We start from the raw sequence: 25,908 nt of genomic DNA on the forward strand, positions 1-25,908 counted from the left end.
TGCAGACTGGAATGGGCACAGGGTAGCGGATTGGCGCCGGGATGGGCGCGCTGCGTGTCGCCGGGGCTATCATGGGGTTCGCCCTTGCAGCCCAGAGCAGGCACCGACCATGAACGAGCTGAACCCCGCCGTCATCCGCGGCTGGCACGCCCACGTCTACTTCGACGCGCAGACCCTCGAGCAGGCACGCACCCTGTGCGAGGCGGCTGCCGCGCGCTTTCCCGGCCTGAAGATGGGTCGCGTGCACGAGAAGCCGGTCGGCCCGCATCCGGACTGGAGCTGCCAGCTGGCCTTGCGCGCCGAGCTGTTCGCCGCCGTGCTGCCGTGGCTGGCGCTCAACCGTCAGGGCCTGACCGTGTTCGTCCATCCGATCACCGGCGAGGACCTGATCGACCACCGCGACCGCGCGATCTGGCTGGGCAGCGTGCGCCCGCTGGATCTGTCGGTGCTGCCGGAGACCTCGGTGGTCTACGACCTCTGAGGTTTCCGTCGCCATAAAAAAACCGGGCGCGAGGCCCGGTCAAGATTCCCGAGGGTGGGAACCACGCTCAAATCACTTGCCGCGCGCGCAGTTCGGCGAGGGCGGCGGCATCCAGGCCGAGCAGCTCGCCGAGCACGACGTCGGTGTGCTCGCCGAGCAGCGGCGGCGCATTACGGTACTCCACCGGGGTGGCCGACAGGCGGATCGGGCTGGCCACCTGCGGTACTACGCCGGCCAGCGGGTGCGGCAGCTCCAGGCGCAGGCCGCGGGCGATCACCTGCGGATCGGCGAACACCTGGGCCAGGTCGTTGATCGGCCCGCACGGTACGCCGGCCGGCTCCAGGGCGGCGATCCACTCGGCGGTGCTGCGGAACACGGTGGCCTGACGGATCAGCGGAATCAGTTCGGCGCGATGCGCGACCCGCTCGCGGTTGCTGGCGAAGCGCGGGTCCTCGGCCCATTCGGGATGCCCGGCGACCTCGCAGAACTTGCGGAACTGGCCGTCGTTGCCGACGGTGAGAATGAAATCGCCGTCGGCGGTGGGAAAGTCCTGGTACGGCACGATGTTCGGGTGCGCGTTGCCGAGGCGGCGCGGTGCCACGCCGGTGGTCAGGTAGTTCATCGCCTGGTTGGCCAGGCAGGCCACCTGCACGTCGAGCAGGGCCATGTCGATGTGCTGGCCGTGGCCGGACTGCTCGCGGTGCGCCAGCGCGCCGAGCACCGCGGTGCTGGCGTACAGGCCGGTGAGGATGTCGGTCAGCGCCACGCCGACCTTCACCGGCCCGGCGCCCTCCTCGCCTTCGGCGCGCCCGGTCAGGCTCATCAGCCCGCCGAGGCCCTGGATCATGAAGTCGTAGCCGGCGCGCTGGGCGTAGGGGCCGTCCTGGCCGAAGCCGGTGATCGAGCAGTAGATCAGCCGCGGGTTGATCTCTTTCAGACTGGCGTAGTCGAGGCCGTAGGCGGCCAGGCCGCCGACCTTGAAGTTCTCCAGCAGGATGTCCGACTGCAGCGCCAGCTCGCGGATGATGCGCTGGCCCTCCTCGCGGGTGAAGTCGACGGTCAGCGACTTCTTGTTGCGGTTGGCGCTCAGGTAATAGGCCGCTTCCGCGGTGTTCTCGCCCTGGGCGTCGCGCAGGAACGGCGGCCCCCAGTGACGGGTGTCGTCGCCTGCGCCTGGGCGCTCGACCTTGAGCACCTCGGCGCCGAGATCGGCGAGGATCTGCCCGGCCCAGGGGCCGGCCAGCACGCGGGACAGGTCGAGGACGCGGATATGCGACAGGGCGCCGGACATGGCGGAACTTCCTTCGTAGGGCGGAAAACGACCGCAGGTCTTTTCCACCGGTGACGAGGCAAGGAGGAAAGCGCGGGTGCGCTTTCCAACTCTACGGCTGGGCGAAGGGGCGTGGGGTGGATGGCGCTCCGGCCATCCACCTCGCGACTCAGAAGAACGCCTGAATGCCGGTCTGTGCGCGGCCGAGGATCAGCGCGTGGATGTCGTGGGTGCCCTCGTAGGTGTTCACGACTTCCAGGTTGACCAGATGGCGGGCCACGCCGAACTCGTCGCTGATGCCGTTGCCGCCGAGCATGTCGCGGGCCAGGCGCGCCACGTCCAGCGCCTTGCCGCAGCTGTTGCGCTTCATCATCGAGGTGATTTCCACCGCCGCGGTGCCTTCGTCCTTCATCCGCCCCAGGCGCAGGCAGCCTTGCAGGGCCATGGTGATTTCGGTCTGCATGTCGGCCAGCTTCTTCTGGATCAGCTGGTTGGCGGCCAGCGGGCGGCCGAACTGCTGACGGTCCAGCACGTACTGGCGCGCGGTGTGCCAGCAATCTTCGGCGGCGCCCAGCGCGCCCCAAGCGATGCCGTAGCGCGCCGAGTTCAGGCAGGTGAACGGACCCTTGAGACCGCGCACTTCGGGGAAGGCGTTTTCTTCCGGAACGAACACGTTGTCCATGACGATTTCGCCGGTGATCGAGGCGCGCAGGCCGACCTTGCCGTGGATCGCCGGAGTGCTCAGGCCCTGCCAGCCCTTCTCCAGCACGAAACCGCGGATCTCGCCGGCGTCGTCCTTGGCCCAGACCACGAACACGTCGGCGATCGGGCTGTTGGTGATCCACATCTTGCTGCCGGTCAGGCGGTAGCCGCCGTCGACCTTGCGCGCGCGGGTGATCATCGAGCCCGGGTCGGAGCCATGGTTGGGCTCGGTCAGGCCGAAGCAGCCGATCCATTCGCCGCTGGCCAGCTTGGGCAGGTATTTCTGTCGGGTGGCTTCGTTGCCGAACTCGTAGATCGGCACCATCACCAGGGAAGACTGCACGCTCATCATCGAGCGGTAGCCGGAGTCGATGCGTTCGACCTCGCGGGCGATCAGCCCATAGCACACGTAGTTGAGGCCGCTGCCGCCGTACTCGGCGGGAATGGTCGCGCCGAGCAGGCCGGTTTCGCCCATTTCGCGGAAGATCGCCGGGTCGGTGTGCTCGTGACGGAAGGCTTCCAGCACCCGCGGCGCCAGCTTGTCGGCGGCGAACTTCTGCGCGCTGTCGCGCACCATGCGCTCTTCGTCGGTCAGTTGCTGATCGAGCAGCAGCGGGTCTTCCCAGTTGAAGCTGACTTTTCCGGCCATGGGCGAAATCCTCGAAGTGTTGTTGTTGGCGAAGGTTCGATGTCGTGATCCTAGGGTGCCAGCAAGTCTGGCAGCAAACGAGGATTTCGCACGCCATTGTGCTGATTTATCACTCCGAAACTGCTATAGACTGCCATTGGCCGCTTATTCAGTGAGATTGCCGCACATGCGCCGCAAGATCCCCAGCACCGCCGCGTTGGTCGCCTTCGAGTCGGCAGCGCGCCACCAGAGCTTCACCAAGGCCGCCGAGGAGCTGGCGCTGACCCAGAGCGCGGTGTGCCGGCAGATCGCCAGTCTTGAGGCGTTCCTCGGCATCGAGCTGTTCCGCCGCACCCGCCGCGGCGTCATGCTCACCGAGGATGGCCTGTCCTACAGCCGGCGCATCGCCGCCCAGCTCGACGCGGTGGAGCGCGACACCCTGGCGGTGATGGGCCAGCAGGGCGGCACCAGCCTGGAGCTGGCGGTGGTGCCGACCTTCGCCACCCAGTGGCTGCTGCCGCGCCTCAAGGATTTCCAGCGCCTGCACCCCGAGGTCACCGTCAACCTGACCAACCGCACCCGCCCGTTCCTGTTCGCCGACACCGAGTTCGACGCCGCGCTGTACTTCGGCGATGCCGACTGGCCGGGCACCCGCGCCAGCTTCCTGATGCGCGAGAACCCGCTGCCGGTGTGCAGCCCGGAGCTGATCGCCCCGCACGTCCAGCTCGACGCCCGACCGATCGCGGCCCGACAGATCGCCGCTCTGCCGCTACTGCAGCAGAGCACCCGGCCCTACGCCTGGCGGCAGTGGTTCGGCTCGCTCGGCCTGCAGGTCGAGGGTGACCTGCGCGGGCCGCGCTACGAGCTGTTCTCCATGCTCGCCCAGGCCGCCATGCACGGCATGGGCGTGGCGCTGATCCCGCCGCTGATGATCCAGCGCGAGCTGGCCGAGGGCCGCCTGGTCGTGCCGCTGCAGCACGCCCTGCAGCTGAGCGACAAGGCCTATTACCTGGTCATCCCCGAGCGCAAGCTGGAGCTGGCGGCGCTGCGCGCCTTCCGCGACTGGCTGGCCGAAGAGGCGCGACTGTTCCGCAACGAGGCCGGCCTGCAATGAACCTTCAGTCGCCGTCGACCGCCGAGCGGCCCATCTCCCTGCAGTCCGCGCGCACCCGGGTCATCCTGGTCGTCCTGCTGATCCTCGCCGGTCTGCTGGCCAGCGTCTGGCTGGCCGGCCGTGCCGCCGAGCGGCGCCAATGGGCCGAGCGCACGGTCGAGGCGCGTGGCCAGCTGGAGCTGTATGCGCAGTCGCTGCGCATCCTGGTCGAGCGCTACCGCTCCATCCCGGCGATCATCGCCCTGGACGGCGAGGTCCAGGCGGTGCTGCGTGCCGGCCCCGACCTCTTGCGGCGCCAGCAGCTCAATCATCGCCTGCAGCGCCTCAGCCTCGAGGCCGGCGCGGCGATGGTCTACGTGCTGGATAGCGAGGGGACCGCCATCGCTTCGAGCAACTGGGACGAGCCGACCAGTTTCATCGGCCGCAACTATGCCTTCCGCCCGTACTTTCGCGACGCCATGCGCACCGGCGGCGGTCGCTACTTCGCGGTCGGCGTGACCACCGGCGTGCCCGGCTACTTCCTCGCCCAGGTGGTGCGCGATCTCGACGGCAGTCCGCTCGGCGTGGTGGTACTCAAGCTGGAGATGGAGGAACTGCAGCGCGACTGGGCCGGCCAGCCGGGCATCCTGCTGGTCACCGACCGCTACGGCATCGTCCAGCTCGCCAGCCGGCCGGCCTGGCGCTTTCGCTATCTGCAGCCGCTCGGCCCGCAGCTGCGCGCCGAACTGCTCAGTGCGCGCAAGTACGCCGAACAGACCCTGCAGCCGCTCGACGTGCAGGTGCTCGAGACGCTGGAGGGCGGCGACCTGCTGCGCATCGCCGGCCCGGATGGTCGCCACGACTACCTGAGCCTGCGCCAGCCGCTGGTCGAGGATGGCTGGACCCTGCAACTGCTGCACGAAGCCCGTGCGCCGGACGGCACCTCGCGCAGCTACCGTCTGGCGGCCGCCGGCGCCTGGCTGGCGCTGGTCTTCCTGCTGCTGTTCCTCGCCCAGCGCGAGAAGAACCGGCGCCTGCTCCAGCGTTCGCGCGTCGAGCTGGAGCGCCTGGTCGACGAGCGCACCGCCGAACTGCGCCAGGCCCAGGACGAACTGGTGCAGGCTGCCAAGATGGCCGCGCTGGGACAGATGTCCGCCGCGCTGGCCCACGAGATCAACCAGCCGTTGACCGCCATGCGCATGCAATTGGGCAGCCTCGGTCTGCTGCTGGCCAAGGGTGACGGCGCGGCGGTGCAGACCTGCCTGGCGCGCCTCGACGGTCTGCTCACCCGCATGGCCGCGCTTACCGGACACCTGAAGACCTTCGCCCGCAACAGCCCCGGTGGCCTGCGCGAGCGCCTGCAGCCGGACAGCGTGGTCGACCACGCCCTGCTGCTGCTCGAGCCGCGCATCCGCCAGGATGACGTGCTGGTGCTGCGCCGCCGCGCTGCCGACGCCTGGGTCGAGGGCGATGCCATCCGCCTCGAACAGGTGCTGGTCAACCTGCTGCACAACGCCCTCGACGCCATGCTTGGCAAGGACGTGCGCGAGCTGCGCATCGATCTGCAGCGCGCGGGCGACGACTGGTTGCTCGAGGTCGGCGACAGTGGCGGCGGCATCGCCGCCGAGGATCTGCCGCGGGTCTTCGAGCCGTTCTTCACCACCAAGCCGGTAGGCGAGGGTCTGGGCCTTGGCCTGGCCGTGTCCTACGGCATCGTCCGCGAGCTGGGCGGCCTGCTCGAGGTGCACAACGACCGCGACGGCGCGGTGTTCCGCATTCGCCTGCCGGCCGCCGCAGCGCCGGTTACACTGCGCGCCGGAGCGCAGGAGTGAACATGCAGCAGATCATCTTCATCGACGACGAGGCGCCGATCCGCGAGGCGGTGCAGCAGTGGCTGGAACTCTCCGACATCAGCGTGCGCACCTGCGCGCGTGCCGAGGAGGCGCTGGCGCTGCTGACCCCGGACTTTGCCGGGGTGGTGGTCAGCGACGTGCGCATGCCGGGCATGGACGGCTTGGCGCTGCTCGAACGCCTGCAGGCGCTGGATGCCGAGCTGCCGGTGATCATGGTCACCGGCCACGGCGACGTGCCCATGGCGGTGGCCGCCCTGCAGCAGGGCGCCTACGACTTCATCGAGAAACCCTTCACCCCCGAGCGCCTGCTCGGCAGCCTGCAACGGGCGCTCGACAAGCGCCGGCTGGTCTGCGAGAACCGCGCCCTGCGCCGCCAGGTGAGCCAGCAGGGGCGCATCGAGGGGCAACTGCTCGGCGTGTCGCCGGCGATGGTCGAGCTGCGCCGGCAGATCCTCGAGCTGGCCACCACCTCGGTCAATGTGCTGATCCGCGGCGAGACCGGCAGCGGCAAGGAGCGTGTGGCGCGCTGTCTGCACGACTTCAGTCGGCGCGCCGGCAAGGCCTTCGTCGCCCTCAACTGCGCGGCGATCCCCGAGCAGCTGTTCGAGAGCGAGCTGTTCGGCCACGAGAGCGGCGCCTTCACCGGCGCCCAGGGCAAGCGCATCGGCCGCATCGAGCACGCCGACGGTGGCAGCCTGTTCCTCGACGAGGTGGAAAGCCTGCCGCTGGCCCAGCAGGCCAAGTTGCTGCGCGTGCTGCAGGAGAAGAGCCTGGAGCGCCTCGGCTCCAACCGCAGCATCGCCGTCGACCTGCGGGTGATCAGCGCGGTCAAGCCCGACCTCGCCGCCGAGGTGCGCGCCGGGCGCTTCCGCGAGGATCTCTTCTACCGCCTCAATGTCGCCGAGCTGCACATCCCGCCGCTGCGCGCGCGGCGCGAGGACATCCCCCTGCTGTTCGAGCACTTCGCCCAGGAGGCCGCCGCCCGCCACGGCCGCGAGGCCCGCCCGCTGGCGCCGGTCGAGCTGGCGCGCCTGCTCGCCCACGACTGGCCGGGCAACGTGCGCGAGCTGGCCAACGCCGCCGAGCGCCACGTCCTCGGCCTCGGCCGCGGCGCGGCGGTGGCCAGCCCCAGCCAGTCGCTGGCCGCCCAGCTCGATGCCTTCGAGGAACAGTGCCTGCGCCATGCCCTGCAGCAGTGTCGCGGCAACATCGCCGAGGCGATGACCCTGCTGCAACTGCCGCGGCGGACGCTGAACGAGAAGATGCAGCGCTATGGGATCAGTCGGGGCGAGTTCCTGCAGGGCGGGGATGAGTGATTGGCTGGTATCGGCCATAAACGGACGGTCACTTCATGGAAAAATAAATCTGCCCTCTTTCTTACTTGTGAAACAGGACAGATTTCTGGGCACCTCCATCTGCCAGAAGGTTGTTGCCGACCCTGGCCAAGGTGCATTCTGATTGAATTGACAGTCTTGAGACGGGTTGGCCGGACGCTTGCCACTCGAAGACCCCATGTCCCGTTTCCTCGCAGGATGCGCATGAACAAATTTTTTGTACCGGGCCTGTTACTGGTGGCCGGTCTGTATTGGTACCAGTCTCAGCCAGAGAAGTTGAAGGACGAGGTGGTCGCAACGGTAGAGCGCATCGAATCGACACTGCCAATCCAGCCTCCCCGCGGCACGGAATCTTCGAGCTGGGTGATCCACAGCACAACCACGCGCGAAGGGACAACAGCCGCAGGCCAGATTTTCTCGCCCAACCCGCAAACCCCGATTCTGTTCAAGGTCGGCTTCCTCATGGCCCAGCACAATCACAACGGCCTAGAGCCGGAGGCCAATTTCCAGCTGATACTTTCCGAATGGCTGATGGATCGGCCGGCGCCCATGGAAATATGGGCATCGGAACCCCGCCTGTTACCAAGCATCAGTCAGAGCTCCCTGAGTAGCTGGCAAGATTTCGACATTCCGCACATTCGGCTGGATCCCAGTAAGGAATACATTGCCTGGGTCACGCTCTCCGAGCTGGGGAACCCTGCCGGAACCAGAATAGCCATTCACAACATGGGACCTAGCTACTCAGGCCCACCAGGCTCCGGTGCCAAGCCACGCTTTGACTATGCCGAGGGCCGCAGCGCCTTCTTCAGGGAGGCGAACCCCGACGGTCGCAGGGAGCACATGACTGGCTTCGCCTGGCAGACGCAGAATCGCGGGCACAACCTCCACTTCAGGATGTCTTTCGAAAGCCGCGAGTGATTGCAGAGCCTGCAGCCATTTGTAGTGATCAACCCATTCCAGGCAATGTGAAAAAGGAGTTTCCATGTTTATCAGACTTACCAGACCACTGATCGTCGCGGTTGCTACCCTGACCCTTGGCGGTTGCAAGGATGTCTTCCTGGGCGATAGCACACCGGATTGGGCACTGATCAACACGTCAAAAATCCAGGCCGCCGTCCGCGAAGTCGTCAAGGAGCAGAATCCGTATCCTGCGGATATCGACGACAAATATCAGGCCAAACAGCAGGAGTACTCGCGAATCAACGAACAGATCTCCGAGCTCAAGCGAAGCAGCATGCAACGCTGCATGGGCCAACAGAATGGCGCTGGTGCCAGGAGATTCGAAGGCAGCGTTCCACAAGCTATCACCTCGGTCGCCAGTCCGGAGTTACATGCGTGCATCAAGAGCATCGAAACCGATCAACTGATCCTTGACCTGAAAGCCAAAGCGAAGACATTCACTGAACTAGAGCAGCGGCGGAGGGAGCACGACATCAAGGTTCAGAAAATCATGGATGAGACGATACGGCAAGCGGTTGCCACCTACGCAGTCAAAAACGACCTGGCCCTCATCATTACCAACGAACCCAGTATCGCCTACAACAAGGCCAATCAGGTGCTGGATGTGACCGGCGGGGTCATTACGCAAGCCCTGAGCCAGCAAGAAGCCTCGCAGTAGAGCTGATATCAGGCGTACCTGACTCCCTGCAGAGCAGCAGCGAAAAAGGGGGCGGATTTATTTATAGGTATTTTTTGAGTTATTTGTATGTCCGCTCTTGGCCGACTCCGGTCATTCGTAACCACCTGCTATCAACCGAAAGCCGCCATTGGCCACCGGCAGCGCCTGGCCATTAGCCAACCCCGGCTTCGCTTCTCGTCGAAACGCCCGGAGCCAGGCCCCACTCGGAATTCTTGCTGCGCAATCCCGGCCAGCTCGTCCGCTCGCCCCTTGGTCATGTCGAGCAAATACCCCGCTCCATTGATCCTGTCGATGCTGCTCTCGGTCAGGCTGGCGAACAGGCCGCAGTCGACATCCCGATATTTGATCCACAGACGCTGGACGGATGCTCCGCCCGGTTCGGCTGATCCGGCGCAAACTATCGCAAGCCAGGTCCGCCGGCCATGCTTGCGCCGTGCGAGGCGTTTCCGCGGGCCTCGTGGCCTGTCATGGATCGGCAGGAAATTGCCGTCTGCTGCCCATATATCGGCAAGAATCCGCCGATTGGCGGCGTGCCCTTGCCTACTGATCCCCATGTTAGAGCGCTTCTAGCTTCTGGCACGCTGCCTGCAATACTCAGCACTGCACTATCCCGGCATGTGCCGGCCGCCTGGCCGCGCATCTCTGCCTGCCCATACCAATAACAAGATGGATACAGCACATGAATCTGAGCAAACGTCTTGGCCTGTTCGCTGCAGCGGCGGCTTTCACTGCCAGCACCGCGGTCCTCGCCGCACCGACCTTCATCAACGTCCTCACCGGCGGCACCAGCGGCGTCTACTACCCGGTCGGCGTGGCCCTGTCGCAGGTCTACAGCACCGGCATCGACGGCTCGAAGACTTCGGTACAGGCGACCAAGGCTTCGGTGGAAAACCTCAACCTGCTGCAGATCGGCCGCGGCGAACTGGCCTTCGCGCTGGGCGACTCGGTGGCCGATGCCTGGGCCGGGGTCGAGGAGGCCGGTTTCAAGGCGCCGCTGAAGCGTCTGCGCGCCATCGCTGGCACCTACCCCAACTACATCCAGATCGTCGCCAGCGAGGACTCCGGCATCAAGACCCTGGCCGACCTCAAGGGCAAGCGCATCTCCGTGGGCGCGCCGAAGTCCGGGACCGAGCTGAACGCTCGGGCGATCTTCAAGGCTGCCGGGCTGACCTACGAGGACATGGGCAAGGTCGAGTTCCTGCCTTTCGCCGAGTCGGTTGAGCTGATGAAGAACCGCCAGCTGGACGCCACCCTGCAGTCCTCGGGCCTGGGCATGGCGGCGATCCGCGACCTGTCCTCGACCATGAAGCTCAGCTATGTCGCGGTGCCGCAGGATGTGGTGACCAAGATCGGCAACGCCGCCTATCAGCCGGGGATGATTCCGGCCGGCACCTATGACGGCCAGAGCGCCGACGTGCCGACCGTGGCGATCACCAACATCCTGGTCAGCCACGACAAGGTCTCCGACGAGGTGGCCTACCAGATGACCAAGCTGCTGTTCGACAACCTCGAGCGTCTGGGCAATGCGCACGCCGCGGCCAAGGACATCAAGCTGGAAACCGCCGCGCAGAACCTGCCGATCCCGCTGCACCCGGGCGCCGAGCGCTACTACCGGGAAGTCGGCGTCCTCAAGTAAGCGTCCCGTTGCCGGCGCTCCCTTCCCCGCGGGGGCGCCCGGCACGTCCCGAGTGAACGCACAAGTCGCTGTCGTCGTGCACGCTGCCTTCCCGGCGGGCGTGCCCGTCAGCGCATCCCCGTTGCCGTGAGGATTACTTCGATGAGCGAAAGCCAAGGCCTTTCCGCCAGTCCGAGCCAGTGGCCGAAGGCGCTGTTCGGTGTGGCGCTGCTGTTCTCCACCTACCAGATCGTCACCGCCGCCTTTCCGCTGGTCTCCAGCCAGGTGCTGCGCGCCGGCCACGTCGGCTTCCTGTTGCTGCTGGTGTTTCTCTGCTATCCGGCCCGCGGCAATGGCCGGCCGTTCCAGCCGCTGGCCTGGCTGCTGGGACTGGCCGGCATGGCCACCTTCGCCTACCAGTGGATATTCGAGGCGGACCTGATCCAGCGTTCCGGCGATCTGACCGACAGCGACATGGTCGTCGGCCTGCTGTTGATCGCCCTGGTGTTCGAGGCGGCGCGGCGGGTGATGGGTATTGCCCTGCCGCTGATCTGCGGCCTGTTCCTCGCCTACGCGCTGTTCGGCGAGCACCTGCCGGGCGACCTGGCGCACCGCGGCTACGGTTTCGACCAGGTGGTCAACCAACTGACCTTTGGCACCGAGGGTCTGTACGGTACGCCGACCTACGTTTCGGCGACCTACATCTTCCTGTTCATCCTGTTCGGTGCCTTCCTCGAGCAGGCCGGGATGATCAAGCTGTTCACCGACTTCGCCATGGGCCTGTTCGGCCACAAGCTCGGTGGCCCGGCCAAGGTCTCGGTGTTCTCCTCGGCGCTGATGGGCACCATCACCGGCTCGGGGGTGGCCAACGTGGTCACCACCGGCCAGTTCACCATCCCGTTGATGAAGCGCTTTGGCTACAAGCCGGCCTTCGCCGGCGGCGTCGAGGCCACCGCCAGCATGGGCAGCCAGCTGATGCCGCCGGTGATGGGTGCGGTGGCCTTCATCATGGCCGAGACCATCAACGTGCCTTTCGTCGAGGTGGCCAAGGCGGCGCTGATCCCGGCACTGCTGTATTTCGGCTCGGTGTTCTGGATGGTCCATCTGGAAGCCAAGCGCGCCGGCCTCAAGGGTCTGCCCAAGGAGGAATGCCCGGATCCCTGGGCGGCGGTCAAGGCGCGCTGGTTCCTGCTGATTCCGCTGGGTGTGCTGATCGCCCTGCTGTTCTCCGGGCGCACGCCGATGTTCTCCGGGACCATCGGCCTGGCGCTGACCGCCATCGTCATCCTCGGCTCGGCGCTGATCCTCAAGGTCTCCTCGTTCGGCCTGCGCATGGCCTTCTGGGTCGCCCTCGGCGTGCTCTGCGCCGGCTTCTTCCAGCTTGGCATCGGGGTGATCTTCGCGGTCATCGGCCTGCTGGTGGTGGCCTGCTGGTTCGTCAAGGGTGGCCGCGACACCCTGCGCGTGTGCGTCGATGCGCTGGCCGAGGGTGCGCGCCATGCGGTGCCGGTGGGCATCGCCTGTACGCTGGTCGGGGTGATCATTGGCGTGGTGTCGCTGACTGGGGTGGCTTCCACCTTCGCCGGCTACATCCTCGACATCGGCCGCGACAACCTGCTCCTCTCGCTGGTGCTGACCATGATCACCTGCATGGTGCTGGGCATGGGCATCCCGACCATTCCCAACTACATCATCACCAGCTCGATCGCCGCGCCCGCGCTGCTCGACCTCGGCGTGCCGCTGATCGTCTCGCACATGTTCGTCTTCTACTTCGGCATCCTCGCCGACCTGACCCCGCCGGTGGCGCTGGCGGCCTTCGCCGCGGCGCCGATCGCCGGCGAGAAGGGGCTGAAGATCAGCCTGTGGGCGGTACGCATCGCGGTGGCCGGCTTCGTCGTGCCGTACATGGCGGTCTATAGCCCGGCGCTGATGCTGCAGGGCGGCAGCCTGCTGCTGACCGCCTACGTCGCCTTCAAGGCGCTGTTCGCCATCGGCCTGTGGGGCGTCGCCTCGATCGGCTACCTGCAGCGCAAGCTGGCCTGGTGGGAACGCCTGCTGGCCTTCGTCGCCGGTGCCTGCCTGATCCTCGCCATGCCGGTGACCGACGAGATCGGCCTGGGGCTCGGCGTGCTGGTGTTGGTGCTGCACTTCTGGCGCGCCCGCGCCGGCCGTCTGGCGGTCTGTGCATGATCGCCTTGTGTCTGGGGTTGGCCGGCACGGTGTGGGCGAGCCTGCCCGTGCCGGCCTTCACCCTGGCCTGGACCCATACCATCGAGAAGGTCCGCTGGGAGGAGGACTACCGCGTCACGCCGGACGGGCTGCTGCTCGGCGAGGCGCGGGTCAAGGGCAACGGTGCCGGCATGGAGATCCCCGCCGACGCCGTGCTGCACGAGGGCAGCTGGCACTACCGCCGCCAGTTGCCGCCGTTGCAACCCCTGCGCGTCGGGCGCGCGCCCGAGGCGGGCGACTACCAGCTGTGTTTTGCCGGCGCCTGCCACGAGCTGAGCGAATGGCTCGGCCCGCCCTCGTCGGAGCGGCCGGCGCTGGAGCTGTGGAGTTGTGCGCCCCTGTCGGCTGAGTGACCCTCGGCCGGCCCTCCGCGGACTGCCGCCGGATATCGCGGCTTGCGCCGTGCGGTGCGGATTGGCCACTATCCGGGTCTGGATGAGCGTGGCGAAGGAGAACGGCATGGCGACGGTAGCCGACGGGCGGGTCAGTGCCGTGCGCGGCGCGGTGCTCGACGTGAGTTTCCCCCAGGGGTTGCCGGCGCTCGGCGAGGCCCTGGCGGTGCTGCGCGAGGACGGCAGCAACCTGCTGGCCGAGGTGCAGGCGCATCTCGACGAGCAGCATGTGCGCGCCATCGCCCTGGCCGCCACCGCCGGGCTGCCGCGCGGCGTGGCGGTGCGCGCCCTCGGCGGGCCGCTCGAGGTGCCGGTCGGCGAGGCGCTGCTCGGACGCCTGGTCGACGTCGGCGGCGTGCCGGGCGACAACGGCGGCGCCCTGCCCGCCGACGTGCCGCGCCGGCCGATCCACCGCGCCCCGCCGCCGCTGGCGGCGCAGAGCGTGACCCGCGAGTTGTTCTCCACCGGGATCAAGGTCATCGACCTGCTCACCCCGCTGGTGCAGGGCGGCAAGGCGGCGATGTTCGGCGGCGCCGGGGTCGGCAAGACCGTGCTGGTCATGGAGCTGATCCACGCCATGGTCGAGCGCTACCGCGGCATCTCGGTGTTCGCCGGGGTCGGCGAGCGCTCCCGCGAGGGCCACGAGATGCTCCAGGACATGCGCGAATCGGGGGTGCTCGCGCACAGCGTGCTGGTCTATGGGCAGATGAACGAGCCGCCCGGCGCGCGCTGGCGGGTGCCGTTCAGCGCGTTGAGCATCGCCGAATACTTTCGCGACGAGCGCCGGCAGAACGTGCTGCTGCTGATGGACAACGTGTTCCGCTTCGTCCAGGCCGGCGCCGAGGTGTCTGGCCTGCTCGGCCGCCTGCCCTCGCGAGTCGGCTACCAGCCGACCCTGGCCGACGAGGTGGCGGCACTGCAGGAGCGCATCGTCTCGGTGGCCGGCGTGGCGGTGACCGCCATCGAGGCGGTCTACGTGCCCGCCGACGACTTCACCGACCCGGCGGTGACCGCCCTGGCCGCCCACGTCGACAGCATGGTGGTGCTGTCGCGGCAGATGGCCGCCCAGGGCATGTATCCGGCGATCGACCCCATCGCGTCCTCCTCGCTGCTGCTCGACGCCTTGGTGGTCGGCGAGGAGCACGTCGCGGTGGCCACCGAGGTGCGCCGGGTGATCGAGCACTACCGCAGCCTGCAGGACGTCATCGCCCTGCTCGGCATCGAGGAGCTGGGCATCGAGGACCGCCGCATCGTCGGCCGCGCGCGGCGCCTGCAGCGCTTCCTGACCCAGCCGTTCGCCGTCACCGAGGCCTTTACCGGCATGCCCGGTCGCTCGGTGGCGCTGGCCGACACCCTGGCCGGCTGCCGGGCGATCCTCGCTGGCGAGTGCGACGACTGGCAGGAGCGTTCGCTGTACATGGTCGGCACCCTCGACGAGGCGCGCGCCAAGGAGCAGGCGGTGCGCCAGGGCGAGGGCAAGCCATGAGCCGGTCGCTGCACCTGCTGATCGCCACCCCGCAGCGCATCCTGGTCGACTGCGCCGACGTGGTGGCGCTGCGCGGCGAGGACGCCAGCGGCTGCTTCGGCCTGCTGCCCGGCCACGTCGACTACCTCACCGTTCTGCAGCCCAGCGTGCTGCGCTGGCGCCGCGCCGGCGGCGAGCTGGGCTTCTGTGCGGTGCGCGGCGGCGTGCTCAGCCTGGCCGGGCGCGAGTTGCGCGTGGCCTGCCGCGAGGGCATCGTCGGCAGCCGTCTCGACGAGCTGGAAGAACGCGTGCGCGAGGCCCGCGAGGCGCAGCACGACAGCGCGCGCCGGGCACGGGTCGAGCACCTGCGCCTGCACACCCGCGCGGTACGCCAGCTGGTGCGCTACCTGCGCGCCGAGGGCGAGACGCCGTTCAATCCCGAGGGAGAGCCCTGATGAAGCCGGACGAGAAGACCAACCAGCGCATGGACGAGGCCGCGCGCCGCGCGGTGCAGCGCGAGGCGCAGTCCCGCGACGATCCGGAGCCGTCGCTGGGCCGGCGCATCGGCCAGATCGGCGTGCTCGGCTGGGCCATCGTGGTGCCGCTGCTGCTCGGCCTGTTCATCGGTCGCTGGCTGGACCGCCTGCTAGGCAGCGGGGTGCTGTTCGCCGCCGCGCTGCTGTTCCTCGGCGCCGCCCTCGGCCTGTGGTCGGCCTGGCGCTGGATGCACAAACAATGATCGGCTGGCCGCTGTTACCCGTGTTCGCGCAGCTCGGCGCCGGCCTGCTGGTCGGTCTGCTGGTCGGCACCCTGCACTTCGCCTCGCTGGCGCTGAACCTGCGCCTGTTCAGCGCCGGGCGGGTGCTGCCGGCACTGGCCCTGCAGCTGCTGCGCGTGGGCCTGAGCGTGGCGCTGCTCGCCGCACTGATCCGCCTCGGCCTGGGTGTGCTGCTGGCCGGCGCGCTGGGTCTGCTGCTGGCGCGGCAACTGACGCTGCGGAGGATGCGCCCATGATGTCCTCGCCGTTGGTCAGCGAAACCCTGTTCCGCCTCGGCCCGCTGCCGATCAGCAAGGCGGTGGCGGTCACCTGGCTGCTGATGCTGGCGCTGGCCGGCGGCAGCTGGCTGCTGACCCGCCGGCTGGGCCTGCGCCCGTCGAAGGGACAAGTCCTGCTGGAGCTGCTGGTCGCTACCCTCGACGAACAGATCCGCGCCACCATGCAGGTGGCGCCTGGGCGCTACCGCGCACTGTTCGGCACGCTGTTCCTGTTCATCCTCGCCGCCAACTGGTCGGGGCTGGTCCCAGGGCTGGAACCGCCCACCGCCAACCTGGAGACCGACGCCGTGCTGGCGCTGATCGTGCTGGTCGCCAGCATCGGCTTCGGCATCGCCAGCCAGGGTCTGCGCGGCTACCTGCGCACCTTCGCCGAGCCGAGCTGGGTGATGATTCCGCTGAACATCGTCGAGCAGCTGACCCGTACCTTCTCGCTGGTCGTGCGCCTGTTCGGCAACATCATGAGCGGCGTGTTCGTGCTCGGCATCGCCCTGTCGCTGGCCGGCCTGCTGGTGCCGATCCCGTTCATGGCCCTGGACCTGCTCACCGGGGCGATCCAGGCCTATATCTTCAGCGTGCTGGCCATGGTCTTCGTCGGCGCCGCCGTCGAGGGGCCCGCCAGCCCGCCATCCGCAAGCAAGGAGTAGACGCATGGACAACCTGATTCAGATCGTCAGCATCATCGCCGCCGCCGTGGCGGTGAGCTTCGGCGCCATCGGTCCGGCGCTCGCCGAAGGCCGCGCGGTGGCCGCGGCGATGGACGCCATCGCCCGCCAGCCGGAAGCTGCCGGCAGCCTGTCGCGGACCCTGTTCGTCGGCCTGGCGATGATCGAGACCATGGCCATCTACTGTCTGGTGGTCGCGGTGTTGCTGCTGTTCGCCAACCCCTTCGTGCACTGAGTGACCACCGATGACTCTGGACTGGTGGACCCTCGGCCTGCAGACGATCAACGTCGTCATTCTCGTCTGGCTGCTGTCGCACTTTCTGTTCAAGCCGGTGGCGCAGATCGTCGCCGCGCGCCAGCAGGAGGCCGGGCGCCTGCTCGACGAGGCGGCCGCGACGCGGACGGCGGCCGAGGCCGAACGGCAGCAGGCCGTCGAGGCGCGCCAGGCACTGGCTGCCGAGCGCGAGGCGGGGCTCAAGGCAGTCGAGCAGGAGGTGGCGAGCACCCGTGAGCATCTGCTTGCCGAGGTGCAGCGCGAGATCGAGCAGCAGCGCGCGCAGGCCGAGGCGGCGCAGGCGGCGCAGCGCAGCAGTGCCCGCCTGCAAGCCGAGGAGCAGGCCGGTGCGCTGGCGCTGGACATCGCCGCGCACCTGCTGGCGCGCCTGCCGGACAACCTGCGGGTCACCGCCTTTCTCGACGGCCTGGTCGAGGGACTCGAGCAGCTCGCCCCGGCCGCCCGCCAGTCCCTCGTCGACGACCGTCAGGCGCTGATCCTGCGTGCGCCGCGCGCGCTCGCCGAGGACGAGTTGCAGCGTTGCCGGGCGGCCCTGCGCGGAGCCCTCGGCGACGAGCTGCGGCTGACCCCGGAGGTCGAGCCGGCGCTGATCGCCGGCCTCGAGCTGGAGGGCTCCAGCGTGGTGGTACGCAACAGTTTCCGTGCCGATCTGGCGCGCCTGCAGCGGGAGTTGAGTCGCCATGACCACGCCGACGCCTGATCTCGCGCCGTCCGCCGACTGGCTGGCGCGCAGTCGCGCGGCGCTGGCGCGCACGCCACTGCAGGCCGAGGCCGGCGAGATCGGCCGGGTGGTCCAGGTGGCCGACGGCATCGCCCGGGTCAGCGGTCTGCCCGGGGTGCGCCTCGACGAGCTGCTGCGCTTCGCCGACGGCAGCCTCGGCTTCGCCCTCAGCCTGGACAGCGAGCTGATCTCCGTGGTGCTGCTCGACGAGAGCGCGGCCATCGCCGCCGGCAGCGAGGTGCACGGCACCGGCGAGGTGCTGCAGGTGCCGGTCGGCCCCGGCCTGCTCGGCCGGGTGGTCGATCCGCTGGGCCGTCCGCTGGACCGCGACGAACCGATCCTCGCCGAGACCCGTCTGCCGATCGAGCGTCCGGCGCCGGCGATCATCGAGCGCGCCGCGGTCAACGAGCCGGTGGAGACCGGTGTGCTGATCGTCGATGCGCTGTTCGCCATCGGCCGCGGCCAGCGCGAGCTGATCATCGGCGACCGCGCCACCGGCAAGACCTCGCTGGCGCTGGACGCCATCATCAACCAGAAGCACTCCGAGCTGATCTGCGTGTACGTCGCCGTCGGCCAGCGTGCGGCTACCGTGCAGCAGGCCATCGAGGCGGTGCGCAGCCATGGCGCCGCCGAGCGCTGCGTGTTCGTGGTCGCCTCAGCCGCCGCGGCGCCGGGGCTGCAGTGGGCTGCGCCGTTCGCCGGCTTCAGCATCGCCGAGTACTTCCGCGACCGCGGCCAGCACGCCCTGGTGGTGATCGACGACCTCAGCAAGCACGCCGCCACCCACCGCGAGCTGGCCCTGCTGACCCACGAGCCGCCGGGGCGCGAGGCCTATCCCGGCGACATCTTCTACCTGCACGCGCGCCTGCTGGAGCGCGCCGCCAAGTTGGCGCCGGAACTCGGCGGCGGCTCGCTGACCGCCCTGCCGATCGCCCAGACCGAGGCCGGCAACCTGGCCGCCTACATCCCTACCAACCTGATCTCGATCACCGACGGGCAGATTATCCTCGACAGCCACCTGGCCGCAGCCAATCAGCGGCCGGCGGTGGACGTCGGCCTGTCGGTCAGCCGGGTCGGCGGCAAGGCCCAGCCCAGGGTGCTGCGCGAGGTGGCCGGGCGCCTGCGTCTGGAGTACTCGCAGTTCCTCGAGCTGGAGATGTTCACCCGCTTCGGCGGCCTCAGCGACAGCCGGGTACGCGGGCAGATCACCCGCGGCGAGCGCAGCCGCGCGCTGCTCGCCCAGCCGCGCTTCGCCGCCCTGCGCCTGGTTGACCAGGTGGCGCTGCTGGCGGCGCTCGGCGGCGGGGTGTTCGACGCCTACCCGCCGACGCTGCTCGCGCGCCTGCGCACGCGCCTGCCGGCCTGGCTGGACGCCCATGCCGCCGCCCAGGTGCAGGCGGCGCAGCAGGGCGGCGAGCTGGACGCCGCCGCGCTGGCGCTGCTGGTCGAGCAGGTCGCCACGCTGTGCCGCGAGCTGGCCGGGAGCGCGCCGTGAGCGGGCGCCTGGCCGAGGTCGGCGAGCACCTGGCGACCACCCGTGAGCTCGGCGTGGTGGTCGGCGCCATGCGCGGCATCGCCGCGGCGCGCGTGCAGGAGGCCCGCCAGCACCTTGATGGCGTGCGCGCCTACGCCGAGACCCTGGGCACGGCGATCGGCGAGGCGCTGGCGCTGCTGCCCGAGCCGCAACGGCCGACGGCCGGCATGGGCGATCATGGCCACGGCCTGGTGCTGGCGTTTTGCGCCGAGCAGGGCTTCGTCGGCGGGTTCAACGAGCGCGTGCTGGAGGCCGCGCAGACCTGCCGCGGCACCGCCCAGCTGTGGCTGCTCGGCGAGCGCGGCGAGCTGGGCGCCCTGGAGCGCGGCCTGCAGGCGGACTGGACGGCGCCGATGGCGGTGCACCTCGACGAGGTACCAGCGCTGGCCGGGCGCCTCGTCGAGGCACTGTACGCCGGCCTCGGCACGGGCGCGGCGCAGCGGGTGACCCTGGTGCACGCCCAGCCGGGGCGGACCGAGGTGCTGGCGCGGCCACTGCTGCCGTTCGACTACTCGCGCTTTGCCGTGTCGCGCCGTGCGCAGGCACCGCACATCACCCTGGCCCCGCAGCAGCTGATCGCCGGCCTGGCCGACGAGTACCTGTACGCCGAGCTGTGCGAGGCGCTGATGCTGTCCTTCGCCGCCGAGAATGAGGCGCGCATGCAGGCGATGGTCGCCGCGCAGGGCAACGTCGAGCAGCGCCGCGGCGAGCTGCTCGCCGAATTCCGCCGGGTGCGCCAGGACGAGATCACCGAGGAGATCATCGAGCTGTCGGCGTCGCGCCTGTAGCGCTGCGCCAGCGGCTCTCCGCCACCGCGTCGTGGGCGTGCAGGCTCTCGGCGTGTACCACCCGCACGCTGAAGGCGTCCAGCACCGGCTGGCGCAGCAGCGCGACATGCAGGCGCCGCGCGGCGTCCTCGCAGAACATCAGGTTCTGCCCGTTGGCCAGGGCGAAGGCCTGCTCGTCGGCGCGCTTGACCGCGGTCTGCAGCGCGGTGCCCAGCGCCGTCTCGGCGCGCTCGATCAGTTCCAGCAGCGGTAGCGTGGTCGCCTCGCGGGCCAGGGTGACGCGCAGCGTGGCTGTCGAGCGCTGGCTGTGAGGGGTGGCCAGGCTGCCGGCGCTGCTGCCCAGCCACTCCAGCACTGCGCCGGGCTCCAGCGCCTGTCCGGCGAAGTCGGCGGCGAAGCGCTGCTGGAACAGCTGGCGGGCCAGCGCCGCCGAGCACGGGCAGGTCGACGAGTAGCCGATCGCCACCTCCAGTTCCACCCGCAGCCCGTCCGCGTCCAACTGGGCATCGACCAGGAACGGATAACCCTTCCAGCCGGCCAGCGGGCTGACCAGCGCCGGACGCCGGAGCAGCGCTTCGCCGCGGATCTCCAGCTGGGCGCGCGCCGACAGCCCGCGGTGGCTGGCGAGGAACTCGCCGAGCACCCGGGCCAGCAGCGCCGGGGCCAGCTCCTCGCTTTCCAGCGCGGCCAGCGCCAGGTACAGGCGCGACATGTGGATGCCGCGCGCCGCCGCGTCGTCGAGGCTGACTCCGGCTGCGACCCGGGCGGCGAGGCGCTGGCCGAGGAGGACGACCGGCTGGGCGATGCCGGCCATGCCGACCCGCTCCAGTGGCAGGCGGGCGGTGGTGGTTTGCGCGGCGATATCGGGCAGGGTCAGGCTGTTCATCGGCAATCCCTTGATGGGCAGGTGGTAGAAAATGTTATGTTATAACTCAAAGTTAACCAAGCGTAGCCGTCTGCCAATCCGAGGTCACCGATGGATTCCCGTCTCCCCGTCACCGTGCTGTCCGGCTTCCTGGGCGCCGGCAAGAGCACCCTGCTCAACCACGTACTGAAGAACCGCGCCGGCCTGCGCGTCGCGGTGATCGTCAACGACATGAGCGAGGTGAACATCGACGCCAGCGCCGTGCAGCAGGGCGTCAGCCTCAACCGCGGCGAGGAAAGGCTGGTGGAGATGAGCAACGGCTGCATCTGCTGCACCCTGCGCGAGGACCTGCTTGAGGAGGTCGCCCGCCTGGCCGGCGAGGGGCGCTTCGACTACCTGCTGATCGAGTCGACCGGCATCGCCGAGCCGCTGCCGGTGGCCGAGACCTTCACCTTCCGCGACGAGCAGGGTCAGAGCCTGGCCGACCTGGCGCGCCTGGATACCATGGTCACCGTGGTCGACGGGGTGAGCTTCCTGCGCGACTTCCACGAGGCCGACAGCCTTTCCAGCCGCGGCGAGAGTCTCGGCGAGGACGACGAGCGCTCGATCACCGATCTGTTGATCGACCAGATCGAGTTCGCCGACGTGCTGCTGGTCAGCAAGATCGACCTGATCTCTGCGGCCGAGCGCGCGGAGCTGCTGGCGATCCTCGCCCGCCTCAACCCGCAGGCCGAGGTGCTGCCGATGGTCATGGGCCAGGTGGAGCTGGCGAAGATCCTCGACACCGGCCGCTTCGACTTCGAACGCGCCGCCCAGGCGCCGGGCTGGCTCAGGGAGCTGCGTGGCGAGCACGTGGCGGAAACCGAGGAGTACGGCATCGCCTCCACCGCCTACCGGGCGCGCAAGCCGTTCCATCCGCAGCGCTTCTTCGAGTTCCTGCACCGCGAGTGGGACAACGGTCGCCTGCTGCGCTCCAAGGGCTACTTCTGGCTGGCCAGCCGCCCGCAGGAGGCCGGCAGCTGGTCGCAGGCCGGCGGCCTGATGCGCTACGGCTACGCCGGGCGCTGGTGGCGCCATGTGCCGAAAAGCCAGTGGCCGCAGGACGAAGAGCGTCTCGAGGAGATCCTCCGCCACTGGTGCAAGCGCAGCGGCGACTGCCGCCAGGAGCTGGTATTCATCGGCCAGCACATCGACTTCGCCCGCCTGCACGCCGAGCTGGACGCCTGCCTGCTCGACGAGGTGGAGCTGGCGCTGGGCGAGGACGCCTGGCGGGGGCTGGCCGATCCGTTCGATCCGTGGCTGGAAGAGCTGGCCTGAACGTCAGGGCGTGCGCCACTTGCCGCCGCTCTGCCCCTCGCAGAACGGCTTGAGGTAGCGGGCATCGGAGGCCTCGCCGTAGTAGTGGATGTCCTGGCGATAGGCCGGGCCGCCGGCCTGGGCGCCGGCGCAGACGCCGTGGGCGCCGTCCGGGCACTGCTCGACGAACTCGACCTTGATCTCCTGATCCTTGAGCTTCGGCTGGCAGAAGCCGGTCTCGAACAGCCCCTTGGGGATGCTGACGTTCTGCTGGCAGAGCTGCACCGCCACGCCCTGGCCCTGGCTGTGCACCACGCAGGCTTCGGCCAGCGCCGGCAGCGGCAGGGCGGCGAGGAGGAAGGGCAGAATCTGGCGCATGGTCGGGCTCCGGGTGGCTGGGCGGGGCTCCGCGCGGGAGCCGGCGCGCAGTTTACCCGGCGCCGCCGTGTCTGGCGCGGGCGGCCATCGCGCTTTGCCGGTAAGCTGGTGGCCGTGACACTTTAGCGCAGTTGTCCACAGCAGGGCACAGCTTACCCCCAGGCTTATCCACAGGCAGTCCATGCTCAAGCACATCCCCACCCACCTGATCGCCGGCCCGCTGGGCGCCGGCAAGACCACGCTGATCCGCGAACTGCTGGCGCAGAAGCCGGCGGACGAGCGCTGGGCGATCCTGATCAACGAGTTCGGCCAGATCGGCCTCGACGCCGCGCTGCTGACCACCAGTGAAGACGGCATCGCCCTCGGCGAGGTGGCCGGCGGCTGCCTGTGCTGCGTCAACGGCGCGCCCTTCCAGGTCGGTCTTGGCCGCCTGCTGCGCCAGGCGCGCCCGGACCGCCTGCTAATCGAGCCGTCTGGCCTCGGCCACCCGGCCGAGCTGCTGCGCCAGCTGCAGGACGAGCCGTGGCGCGAGGTGCTCGCCGTGCAGCCCAGCGTGGTGGTGCTGGACGCCGCCGCCCTGGCCGCCGGGCGGCCGCTGCCGCCGGCGCAGCAGACCGCGCTGGGCGATGCCGGGCTGCTGCTGCTCAACAAGAGCGAGAGTCTGGATGCCACCGCCCGTGCCCTGCTCGCCGCCCAGCTGCCGGCGCGGCCGCTGTTGTGGACCGAACAGGGGCGCCTGGCGCTTGCCGAGCTGCCGGGCATCCACACACGGGCGCAACCAGGCAGCGCGGCGGAAAAGTTACCCACAGGTGCTGGCCAGCTGCCGGCACTGTGGAGCGATCCGGCGCAGCCGATCTGTCAGATTCATGAGGAGGACGGCGGCTGGAGCATCGGCTGGCGCTGGCACCCGAGCCAGCGCTTCGACCGCGAGCAGGTCGCGCAGTGGCTGGCCGCCCTGCCCTGGCGGCGCGCCAAGCTGGTGTTGCACTGCGCGGACGACGGCTGGTACAGCGGCAATGCCTTGGACGGTGCGGCTCTGGCCTGGCGCAGCAGCGAGTGGCGCAGGGATTCGCGGCTGGAGCTGATCTTCGCCGCGGCGCAGGACGCCGCGGTGCTGCAGGCGGGGCTGGCGGCTTGTCGGCTGGGCTGAAATAGAAAAGGCGCCCTGCTCGCACAGGACGCCTTTCTCGCTACCGCTCCGGCCTACTCCGGCTTCTTCAGCTTGGGATTGGGGAAGAACTGCACGGTCTGCACCTTGGGATCGGCGGCCTTGGGTTTCAGCGCGCTGACGTTGACCCGCGTTGGCAGTTCCTTGGGGACCGAGTTGCCATTGACGTCGAGGGTATCGGCGTAACCGCAGGTCACGCAGTGGCGGTTCGGTGTGCCGTCCTCGTCCCACATCTGGATGGTGTCCATCGCCTCGCAGGCCGGGCATACCGCGCCGGCGATGAAGCGCTTCACCGGCGGATTGAAGATTTCCTCGCTCATGCTGCCACCTCCTCGGTCAGGCCACTGTGGCGCAGCAGCGCGTCGATCGACGGCTCGCGGCCGCGGAAGTCGACGAACAGCTGCATCGGCTCCAGCGAGCCGCCGCGGGCGAGGATCGCCTCGCGGAAGGCGCGGCCGGTAGCCGGGTTGAGCACTCCCTCTTCCTCGAACTTCGAGAAGGCATCGGCGGACAGCACCTCGGCCCACTTGTAGCTGTAGTAGCCGGCCGCGTAACCACCGGCGAAGATGTGCGAGAAGCTGTTGGCGAAGCGGTTCCAGGCCGGCGGCTGCATCACCGAGACCTCGTCGCGGATCGCCTGCAGCACCTCGAGCACGCTGCGGCCGTCGCCATGGGTGGCGTGCAGCTCGAAGTCGAACAGCGAGAACTCCAGCTGGCGCAGCAGCATCAGCCCGGACTGGAAGTTCTTCGCCGCCAGCATCTTGTCCAGCAGCGCCTGCGGCAGCGGCTCGCCGCTCTCGAAGTGGCCGGAGATCAGCGCCAGGCCTTCCGGCTCCCAGCACCAGTTCTCCATGAACTGGCTGGGCAGTTCGACCGCGTCCCAGGCCACGCCGTTGATCCCGGAGACGCCGGCATAGTCGACGCGGGTCAGCAGGTGGTGCAGGCCGTGGCCGAACTCGTGGAACAGGGTGGTGACCTCGTCGTGGGTGAGCAGCGCCGGCCGGCCGTTCACCGCCGGGGTGAAGTTGCACACCAGGTTGGCCACCGGGCTGATGCGCTCGCCGGCGCTGTTGCGCCAGTGGTCGCGGGCGCCGTCCATCCAGGCACCGCCGCGCTTGTTGGCGCGGGCGTAGAGGTCGAAGAAGAAGCGCCCGACGTGCGCGCCGTTCTCGCGAATCTCGAACAGGCGCACGTCGGGGTGCCAGGTGTCGAAGTCCGACAGTTCAGCGATCTGGATGCCGTACAGGCGCTCGACGATGGCGAACAGGCCGGACAGCACCTTGTCGATCGGGAACCAGGCGCGGACCTGCTCCTGGGAGATCTCGTAGCGCTGGTGGCGCAGCTTCTCGCTGAAGTAGCCGACGTCCCAGCTCGACAAGTCGTTCACGCCGCGCTCGGCGGCGAAGGCGCGCAGCTCGGCCAGATCCTGCTCGGCGAACGGCTTGCCGCGCACCGCCAGGTCGCGCAGGAAGCCGAGCACCTGCTCGGTCGACTCGGCCATCTTGGTGGCCAGCGACAGCTCGGCGTAGTGGGCGAAGCCCAGCAGCTTGGCCAGCTCCTGGCGCAGGTCGAGGATCTCGGCCATCAGCGGGCCGTTGTCGTGCTGGCCGGCGTTGGGGCCCTGGTCGGAGGCGCGGGTGGCGTAGGCGGTGTGCAGCTCTTCGCGCAGGGCGCGGTCGTCGGCGTAGGTCATCACCGCGTAGTAGCTGGGAAACTCCAGGGTCACCAGCCAGCCGTCGAGGCCCTTGGCCTGCGCCGCCTGCTGCATCTGCGCCTTGGCCGAGTCGGGCAGGCCGGCCAGTGCGGCCTCGTCGCCGATCTGCTTGGTCCAGGCCTGGGTGGCGTCGAGCACCTGGTTGGAGAACTGGCTGCACAGCTCGGAGAGCTTCATCTGGATCGCGCCGTAGCGCTGCTGCTCGGCTTCCGGCAGGTCGATGCCGCTGAGGTGGAAGTCGCGCAGGGTGTGCTTGAGGATGGTCTGCTGCGCCTGATCGAAGGCGGCCGCGGCGGGACTGTCGGCCAGCGCGTGCCAGGCCTGGTACAGCGCGCGGTTCTGGCCCAGTTCGGTGTAGTAGGCCGACAGCTTGGGCAGGCAGGCCTCGTAGGCGGCGCGCAGTTCGGCGCTGTTGCACACGGCGTTGAGGTGGCTGACCGGGCTCCAGGCGCGGCCCAGGCGCGCATTCAGCTCGTCGAGGGCCAGCACCAGGCCGCTCCAGTCGGGTGCGCTACCCTGATGTTCGAGGATCGCGGCGATGGCGGTGCGGTTGTCGGCGAGGATCTGGTCGACGGCCGGCTCGACGTGCTCGGGGCGGATCGCCGAATAGGGCGGCAGGTCGAAGGCTTGCAGCAGGGGATTGGTTGCAGTCACGGCATTGGACCTTGAGTCGGGAGATTCACGGGCCATGTTAATGACAAATGCCTGAGTGCGCAGCTTGGGCGGCGGC

Annotated in this window: 27 protein-coding genes; 20 read left to right on the forward strand and 7 right to left on the reverse strand. The window is 69.0% G+C overall.

Going from position 1 to position 25,908, the window contains the following annotated elements; all coding sequences use genetic code 11:
* Positions 1 to 109: 109 nt before the first annotated feature.
* Complete coding sequence (locus BMZ19_RS14985) at positions 110 to 481, forward strand: DOPA 4,5-dioxygenase family protein (protein ID WP_090312275.1); 372 nt, start codon at positions 110 to 112, stop codon at positions 479 to 481.
* Between the two features lie 67 nt (positions 482 to 548).
* On the opposite strand, the gene BMZ19_RS14990 is transcribed toward BMZ19_RS14985, so the two are convergent.
* Together BMZ19_RS14990 and BMZ19_RS14995 are read right to left on the reverse strand one after the other, a co-directional pair.
* A complete protein-coding gene (locus BMZ19_RS14990) occupies positions 549 to 1,772 on the reverse strand; it encodes a CaiB/BaiF CoA transferase family protein (protein WP_090312277.1) in 1,224 nt (407 codons plus the stop codon).
* A gap of 148 nt (positions 1,773 to 1,920) precedes the next feature.
* On the reverse strand, positions 1,921 to 3,102 hold the full coding sequence (locus tag BMZ19_RS14995; protein ID WP_090312279.1) for an acyl-CoA dehydrogenase: 1,182 nt from the start codon (positions 3,100 to 3,102) through the stop codon (positions 1,921 to 1,923).
* 166 nt (positions 3,103 to 3,268) lie between these two features.
* Here BMZ19_RS14995 and BMZ19_RS15000 point away from each other — a divergent pair, with 166 nt between their 5' ends.
* The 5 genes from BMZ19_RS15000 to BMZ19_RS15020 all read left to right on the forward strand — a co-directional run bounded on the left by BMZ19_RS15000 (position 3,269) and on the right by BMZ19_RS15020 (position 8,979).
* A complete protein-coding gene (locus BMZ19_RS15000) occupies positions 3,269 to 4,195 on the forward strand; it encodes a LysR substrate-binding domain-containing protein (RefSeq protein WP_090312281.1) in 927 nt (308 codons plus the stop codon).
* Positions 4,192 to 6,006, forward strand: coding sequence for a sensor histidine kinase (locus BMZ19_RS15005; RefSeq protein ID WP_170847786.1), 1,815 nt, complete (start codon positions 4,192 to 4,194; stop codon positions 6,004 to 6,006). Before BMZ19_RS15000 ends, BMZ19_RS15005 begins: the two co-directional genes overlap by 4 nt.
* 2 nt (positions 6,007 to 6,008) lie before the next feature.
* Positions 6,009 to 7,343 (forward strand): sigma-54-dependent transcriptional regulator, encoded by a 1,335-nt coding sequence (locus BMZ19_RS15010; protein WP_090312283.1) that lies wholly within the window; start codon positions 6,009 to 6,011, stop codon positions 7,341 to 7,343.
* Positions 7,344 to 7,565: 222 nt separating this feature from the next.
* Positions 7,566 to 8,279, forward strand: coding sequence for a hypothetical protein (locus BMZ19_RS15015; RefSeq protein ID WP_090312285.1), 714 nt, complete (start codon positions 7,566 to 7,568; stop codon positions 8,277 to 8,279).
* Positions 8,280 to 8,343: 64 nt separating this feature from the next.
* Positions 8,344 to 8,979, forward strand: a complete 636-nt coding sequence (locus BMZ19_RS15020; RefSeq protein WP_090312287.1) for an OmpH family outer membrane protein — start codon at positions 8,344 to 8,346, stop codon at positions 8,977 to 8,979.
* Between the two features lie 131 nt (positions 8,980 to 9,110).
* On the opposite strand, the gene BMZ19_RS22870 is transcribed toward BMZ19_RS15020, so the two are convergent.
* Entirely contained in the window at positions 9,111 to 9,554 is a 444-nt protein-coding gene (locus tag BMZ19_RS22870) for a lysozyme inhibitor LprI family protein (protein WP_090312289.1), read from the reverse strand.
* A 125-nt stretch (positions 9,555 to 9,679) separates the two neighbouring features.
* On the opposite strand from BMZ19_RS22870, the gene BMZ19_RS15030 reads away from it, so the two are divergent.
* The 12 genes from BMZ19_RS15030 (at position 9,680) to BMZ19_RS15085 (ending at position 19,757) form a co-directional block, all read left to right on the forward strand.
* Positions 9,680 to 10,636, forward strand: a complete 957-nt coding sequence (locus tag BMZ19_RS15030) for a TAXI family TRAP transporter solute-binding subunit (protein ID WP_090312291.1) — start codon at positions 9,680 to 9,682, stop codon at positions 10,634 to 10,636.
* A gap of 141 nt (positions 10,637 to 10,777) precedes the next feature.
* On the forward strand, positions 10,778 to 12,805 hold the full coding sequence (locus tag BMZ19_RS15035; RefSeq protein ID WP_090312293.1) for a TRAP transporter permease: 2,028 nt from the start codon (positions 10,778 to 10,780) through the stop codon (positions 12,803 to 12,805).
* Positions 12,802 to 13,197: a DUF1850 domain-containing protein gene (locus BMZ19_RS15040; protein WP_090312295.1), complete on the forward strand. Its 396-nt coding sequence runs from the start codon at positions 12,802 to 12,804 to the stop codon at positions 13,195 to 13,197. The genes BMZ19_RS15035 and BMZ19_RS15040 overlap by 4 nt, the downstream gene beginning before the upstream one ends.
* Before the next feature lie 106 nt (positions 13,198 to 13,303).
* A complete protein-coding gene (gene atpD / locus BMZ19_RS15045; RefSeq protein WP_090312297.1) occupies positions 13,304 to 14,722 on the forward strand; it encodes a F0F1 ATP synthase subunit beta in 1,419 nt (472 codons plus the stop codon).
* Positions 14,719 to 15,156: a F0F1 ATP synthase subunit epsilon gene (locus BMZ19_RS15050; RefSeq protein ID WP_090312299.1), complete on the forward strand. Its 438-nt coding sequence runs from the start codon at positions 14,719 to 14,721 to the stop codon at positions 15,154 to 15,156. The genes atpD and BMZ19_RS15050 overlap by 4 nt, the downstream gene beginning before the upstream one ends.
* On the forward strand, positions 15,156 to 15,440 hold the full coding sequence (locus BMZ19_RS15055) for an AtpZ/AtpI family protein (protein ID WP_090312300.1): 285 nt from the start codon (positions 15,156 to 15,158) through the stop codon (positions 15,438 to 15,440). Before BMZ19_RS15050 ends, BMZ19_RS15055 begins: the two co-directional genes overlap by 1 nt.
* Positions 15,437 to 15,715 carry an N-ATPase subunit AtpR gene (locus BMZ19_RS15060; protein ID WP_090312302.1) on the forward strand — a complete coding sequence of 93 codons (279 nt, stop codon included), beginning with the start codon at positions 15,437 to 15,439 and terminating at the stop codon, positions 15,713 to 15,715. The genes BMZ19_RS15055 and BMZ19_RS15060 overlap by 4 nt, the downstream gene beginning before the upstream one ends.
* The gene (locus tag BMZ19_RS15065; RefSeq protein WP_244517250.1) at positions 15,712 to 16,401 is read left to right on the forward strand and encodes a F0F1 ATP synthase subunit A; all 690 of its coding nucleotides are present in this window, start codon (positions 15,712 to 15,714) and stop codon (positions 16,399 to 16,401) included. Before BMZ19_RS15060 ends, BMZ19_RS15065 begins: the two co-directional genes overlap by 4 nt.
* A gap of 4 nt (positions 16,402 to 16,405) precedes the next feature.
* A complete protein-coding gene (locus BMZ19_RS15070) occupies positions 16,406 to 16,654 on the forward strand; it encodes a F0F1 ATP synthase subunit C (protein WP_090312305.1) in 249 nt (82 codons plus the stop codon).
* Positions 16,655 to 16,664: 10 nt separating this feature from the next.
* The gene (locus BMZ19_RS15075) at positions 16,665 to 17,414 is read left to right on the forward strand and encodes a F0F1 ATP synthase subunit delta (protein ID WP_090312306.1); all 750 of its coding nucleotides are present in this window, start codon (positions 16,665 to 16,667) and stop codon (positions 17,412 to 17,414) included.
* Complete coding sequence (locus BMZ19_RS15080) at positions 17,395 to 18,930, forward strand: F0F1 ATP synthase subunit alpha (RefSeq protein WP_090312308.1); 1,536 nt, start codon at positions 17,395 to 17,397, stop codon at positions 18,928 to 18,930. The genes BMZ19_RS15075 and BMZ19_RS15080 overlap by 20 nt, the downstream gene beginning before the upstream one ends.
* The gene (locus BMZ19_RS15085) at positions 18,927 to 19,757 is read left to right on the forward strand and encodes a F0F1 ATP synthase subunit gamma (protein ID WP_090312309.1); all 831 of its coding nucleotides are present in this window, start codon (positions 18,927 to 18,929) and stop codon (positions 19,755 to 19,757) included. The genes BMZ19_RS15080 and BMZ19_RS15085 overlap by 4 nt, the downstream gene beginning before the upstream one ends.
* Here BMZ19_RS15085 and folE2 read toward each other — a convergent pair.
* Positions 19,729 to 20,643 carry a GTP cyclohydrolase FolE2 gene (folE2, locus tag BMZ19_RS15090; RefSeq protein ID WP_090312311.1) on the reverse strand — a complete coding sequence of 305 codons (915 nt, stop codon included), beginning with the start codon at positions 20,641 to 20,643 and terminating at the stop codon, positions 19,729 to 19,731. The two genes, BMZ19_RS15085 and folE2, sit on opposite strands and share 29 nt — an antisense overlap.
* Positions 20,644 to 20,733: 90 nt before the next feature.
* Here folE2 and zigA point away from each other — a divergent pair, with 90 nt between their 5' ends.
* Positions 20,734 to 21,939 (forward strand): zinc metallochaperone GTPase ZigA, encoded by a 1,206-nt coding sequence (zigA, locus tag BMZ19_RS15095; protein ID WP_090312312.1) that lies wholly within the window; start codon positions 20,734 to 20,736, stop codon positions 21,937 to 21,939.
* Positions 21,940 to 21,942: 3 nt separating this feature from the next.
* Here the strand turns inward: zigA and BMZ19_RS15100 are convergent, their stop codons facing one another.
* Positions 21,943 to 22,296: an NADH:ubiquinone oxidoreductase gene (locus BMZ19_RS15100; RefSeq protein ID WP_090312314.1), complete on the reverse strand. Its 354-nt coding sequence runs from the start codon at positions 22,294 to 22,296 to the stop codon at positions 21,943 to 21,945.
* Between the two features lie 181 nt (positions 22,297 to 22,477).
* Here BMZ19_RS15100 and BMZ19_RS15105 point away from each other — a divergent pair, with 181 nt between their 5' ends.
* The gene (locus tag BMZ19_RS15105) at positions 22,478 to 23,446 is read left to right on the forward strand and encodes a CobW family GTP-binding protein (RefSeq protein ID WP_090312316.1); all 969 of its coding nucleotides are present in this window, start codon (positions 22,478 to 22,480) and stop codon (positions 23,444 to 23,446) included.
* 53 nt (positions 23,447 to 23,499) lie between these two features.
* On the opposite strand, the gene BMZ19_RS15110 is transcribed toward BMZ19_RS15105, so the two are convergent.
* Positions 23,500 to 23,784 (reverse strand): YheV family putative zinc ribbon protein, encoded by a 285-nt coding sequence (locus tag BMZ19_RS15110; RefSeq protein WP_090312317.1) that lies wholly within the window; start codon positions 23,782 to 23,784, stop codon positions 23,500 to 23,502.
* Positions 23,781 to 25,832 carry an oligopeptidase A gene (gene prlC, locus BMZ19_RS15115; RefSeq protein ID WP_090312319.1) on the reverse strand — a complete coding sequence of 684 codons (2,052 nt, stop codon included), beginning with the start codon at positions 25,830 to 25,832 and terminating at the stop codon, positions 23,781 to 23,783. Before prlC ends, BMZ19_RS15110 begins: the two co-directional genes overlap by 4 nt.
* Between the last annotated feature and the right edge of the window lie 76 nt (positions 25,833 to 25,908).

The organism is Pseudomonas linyingensis (assembly GCF_900109175.1).
Lineage (GTDB): Bacteria > Pseudomonadota > Gammaproteobacteria > Pseudomonadales > Pseudomonadaceae > Geopseudomonas > Geopseudomonas linyingensis.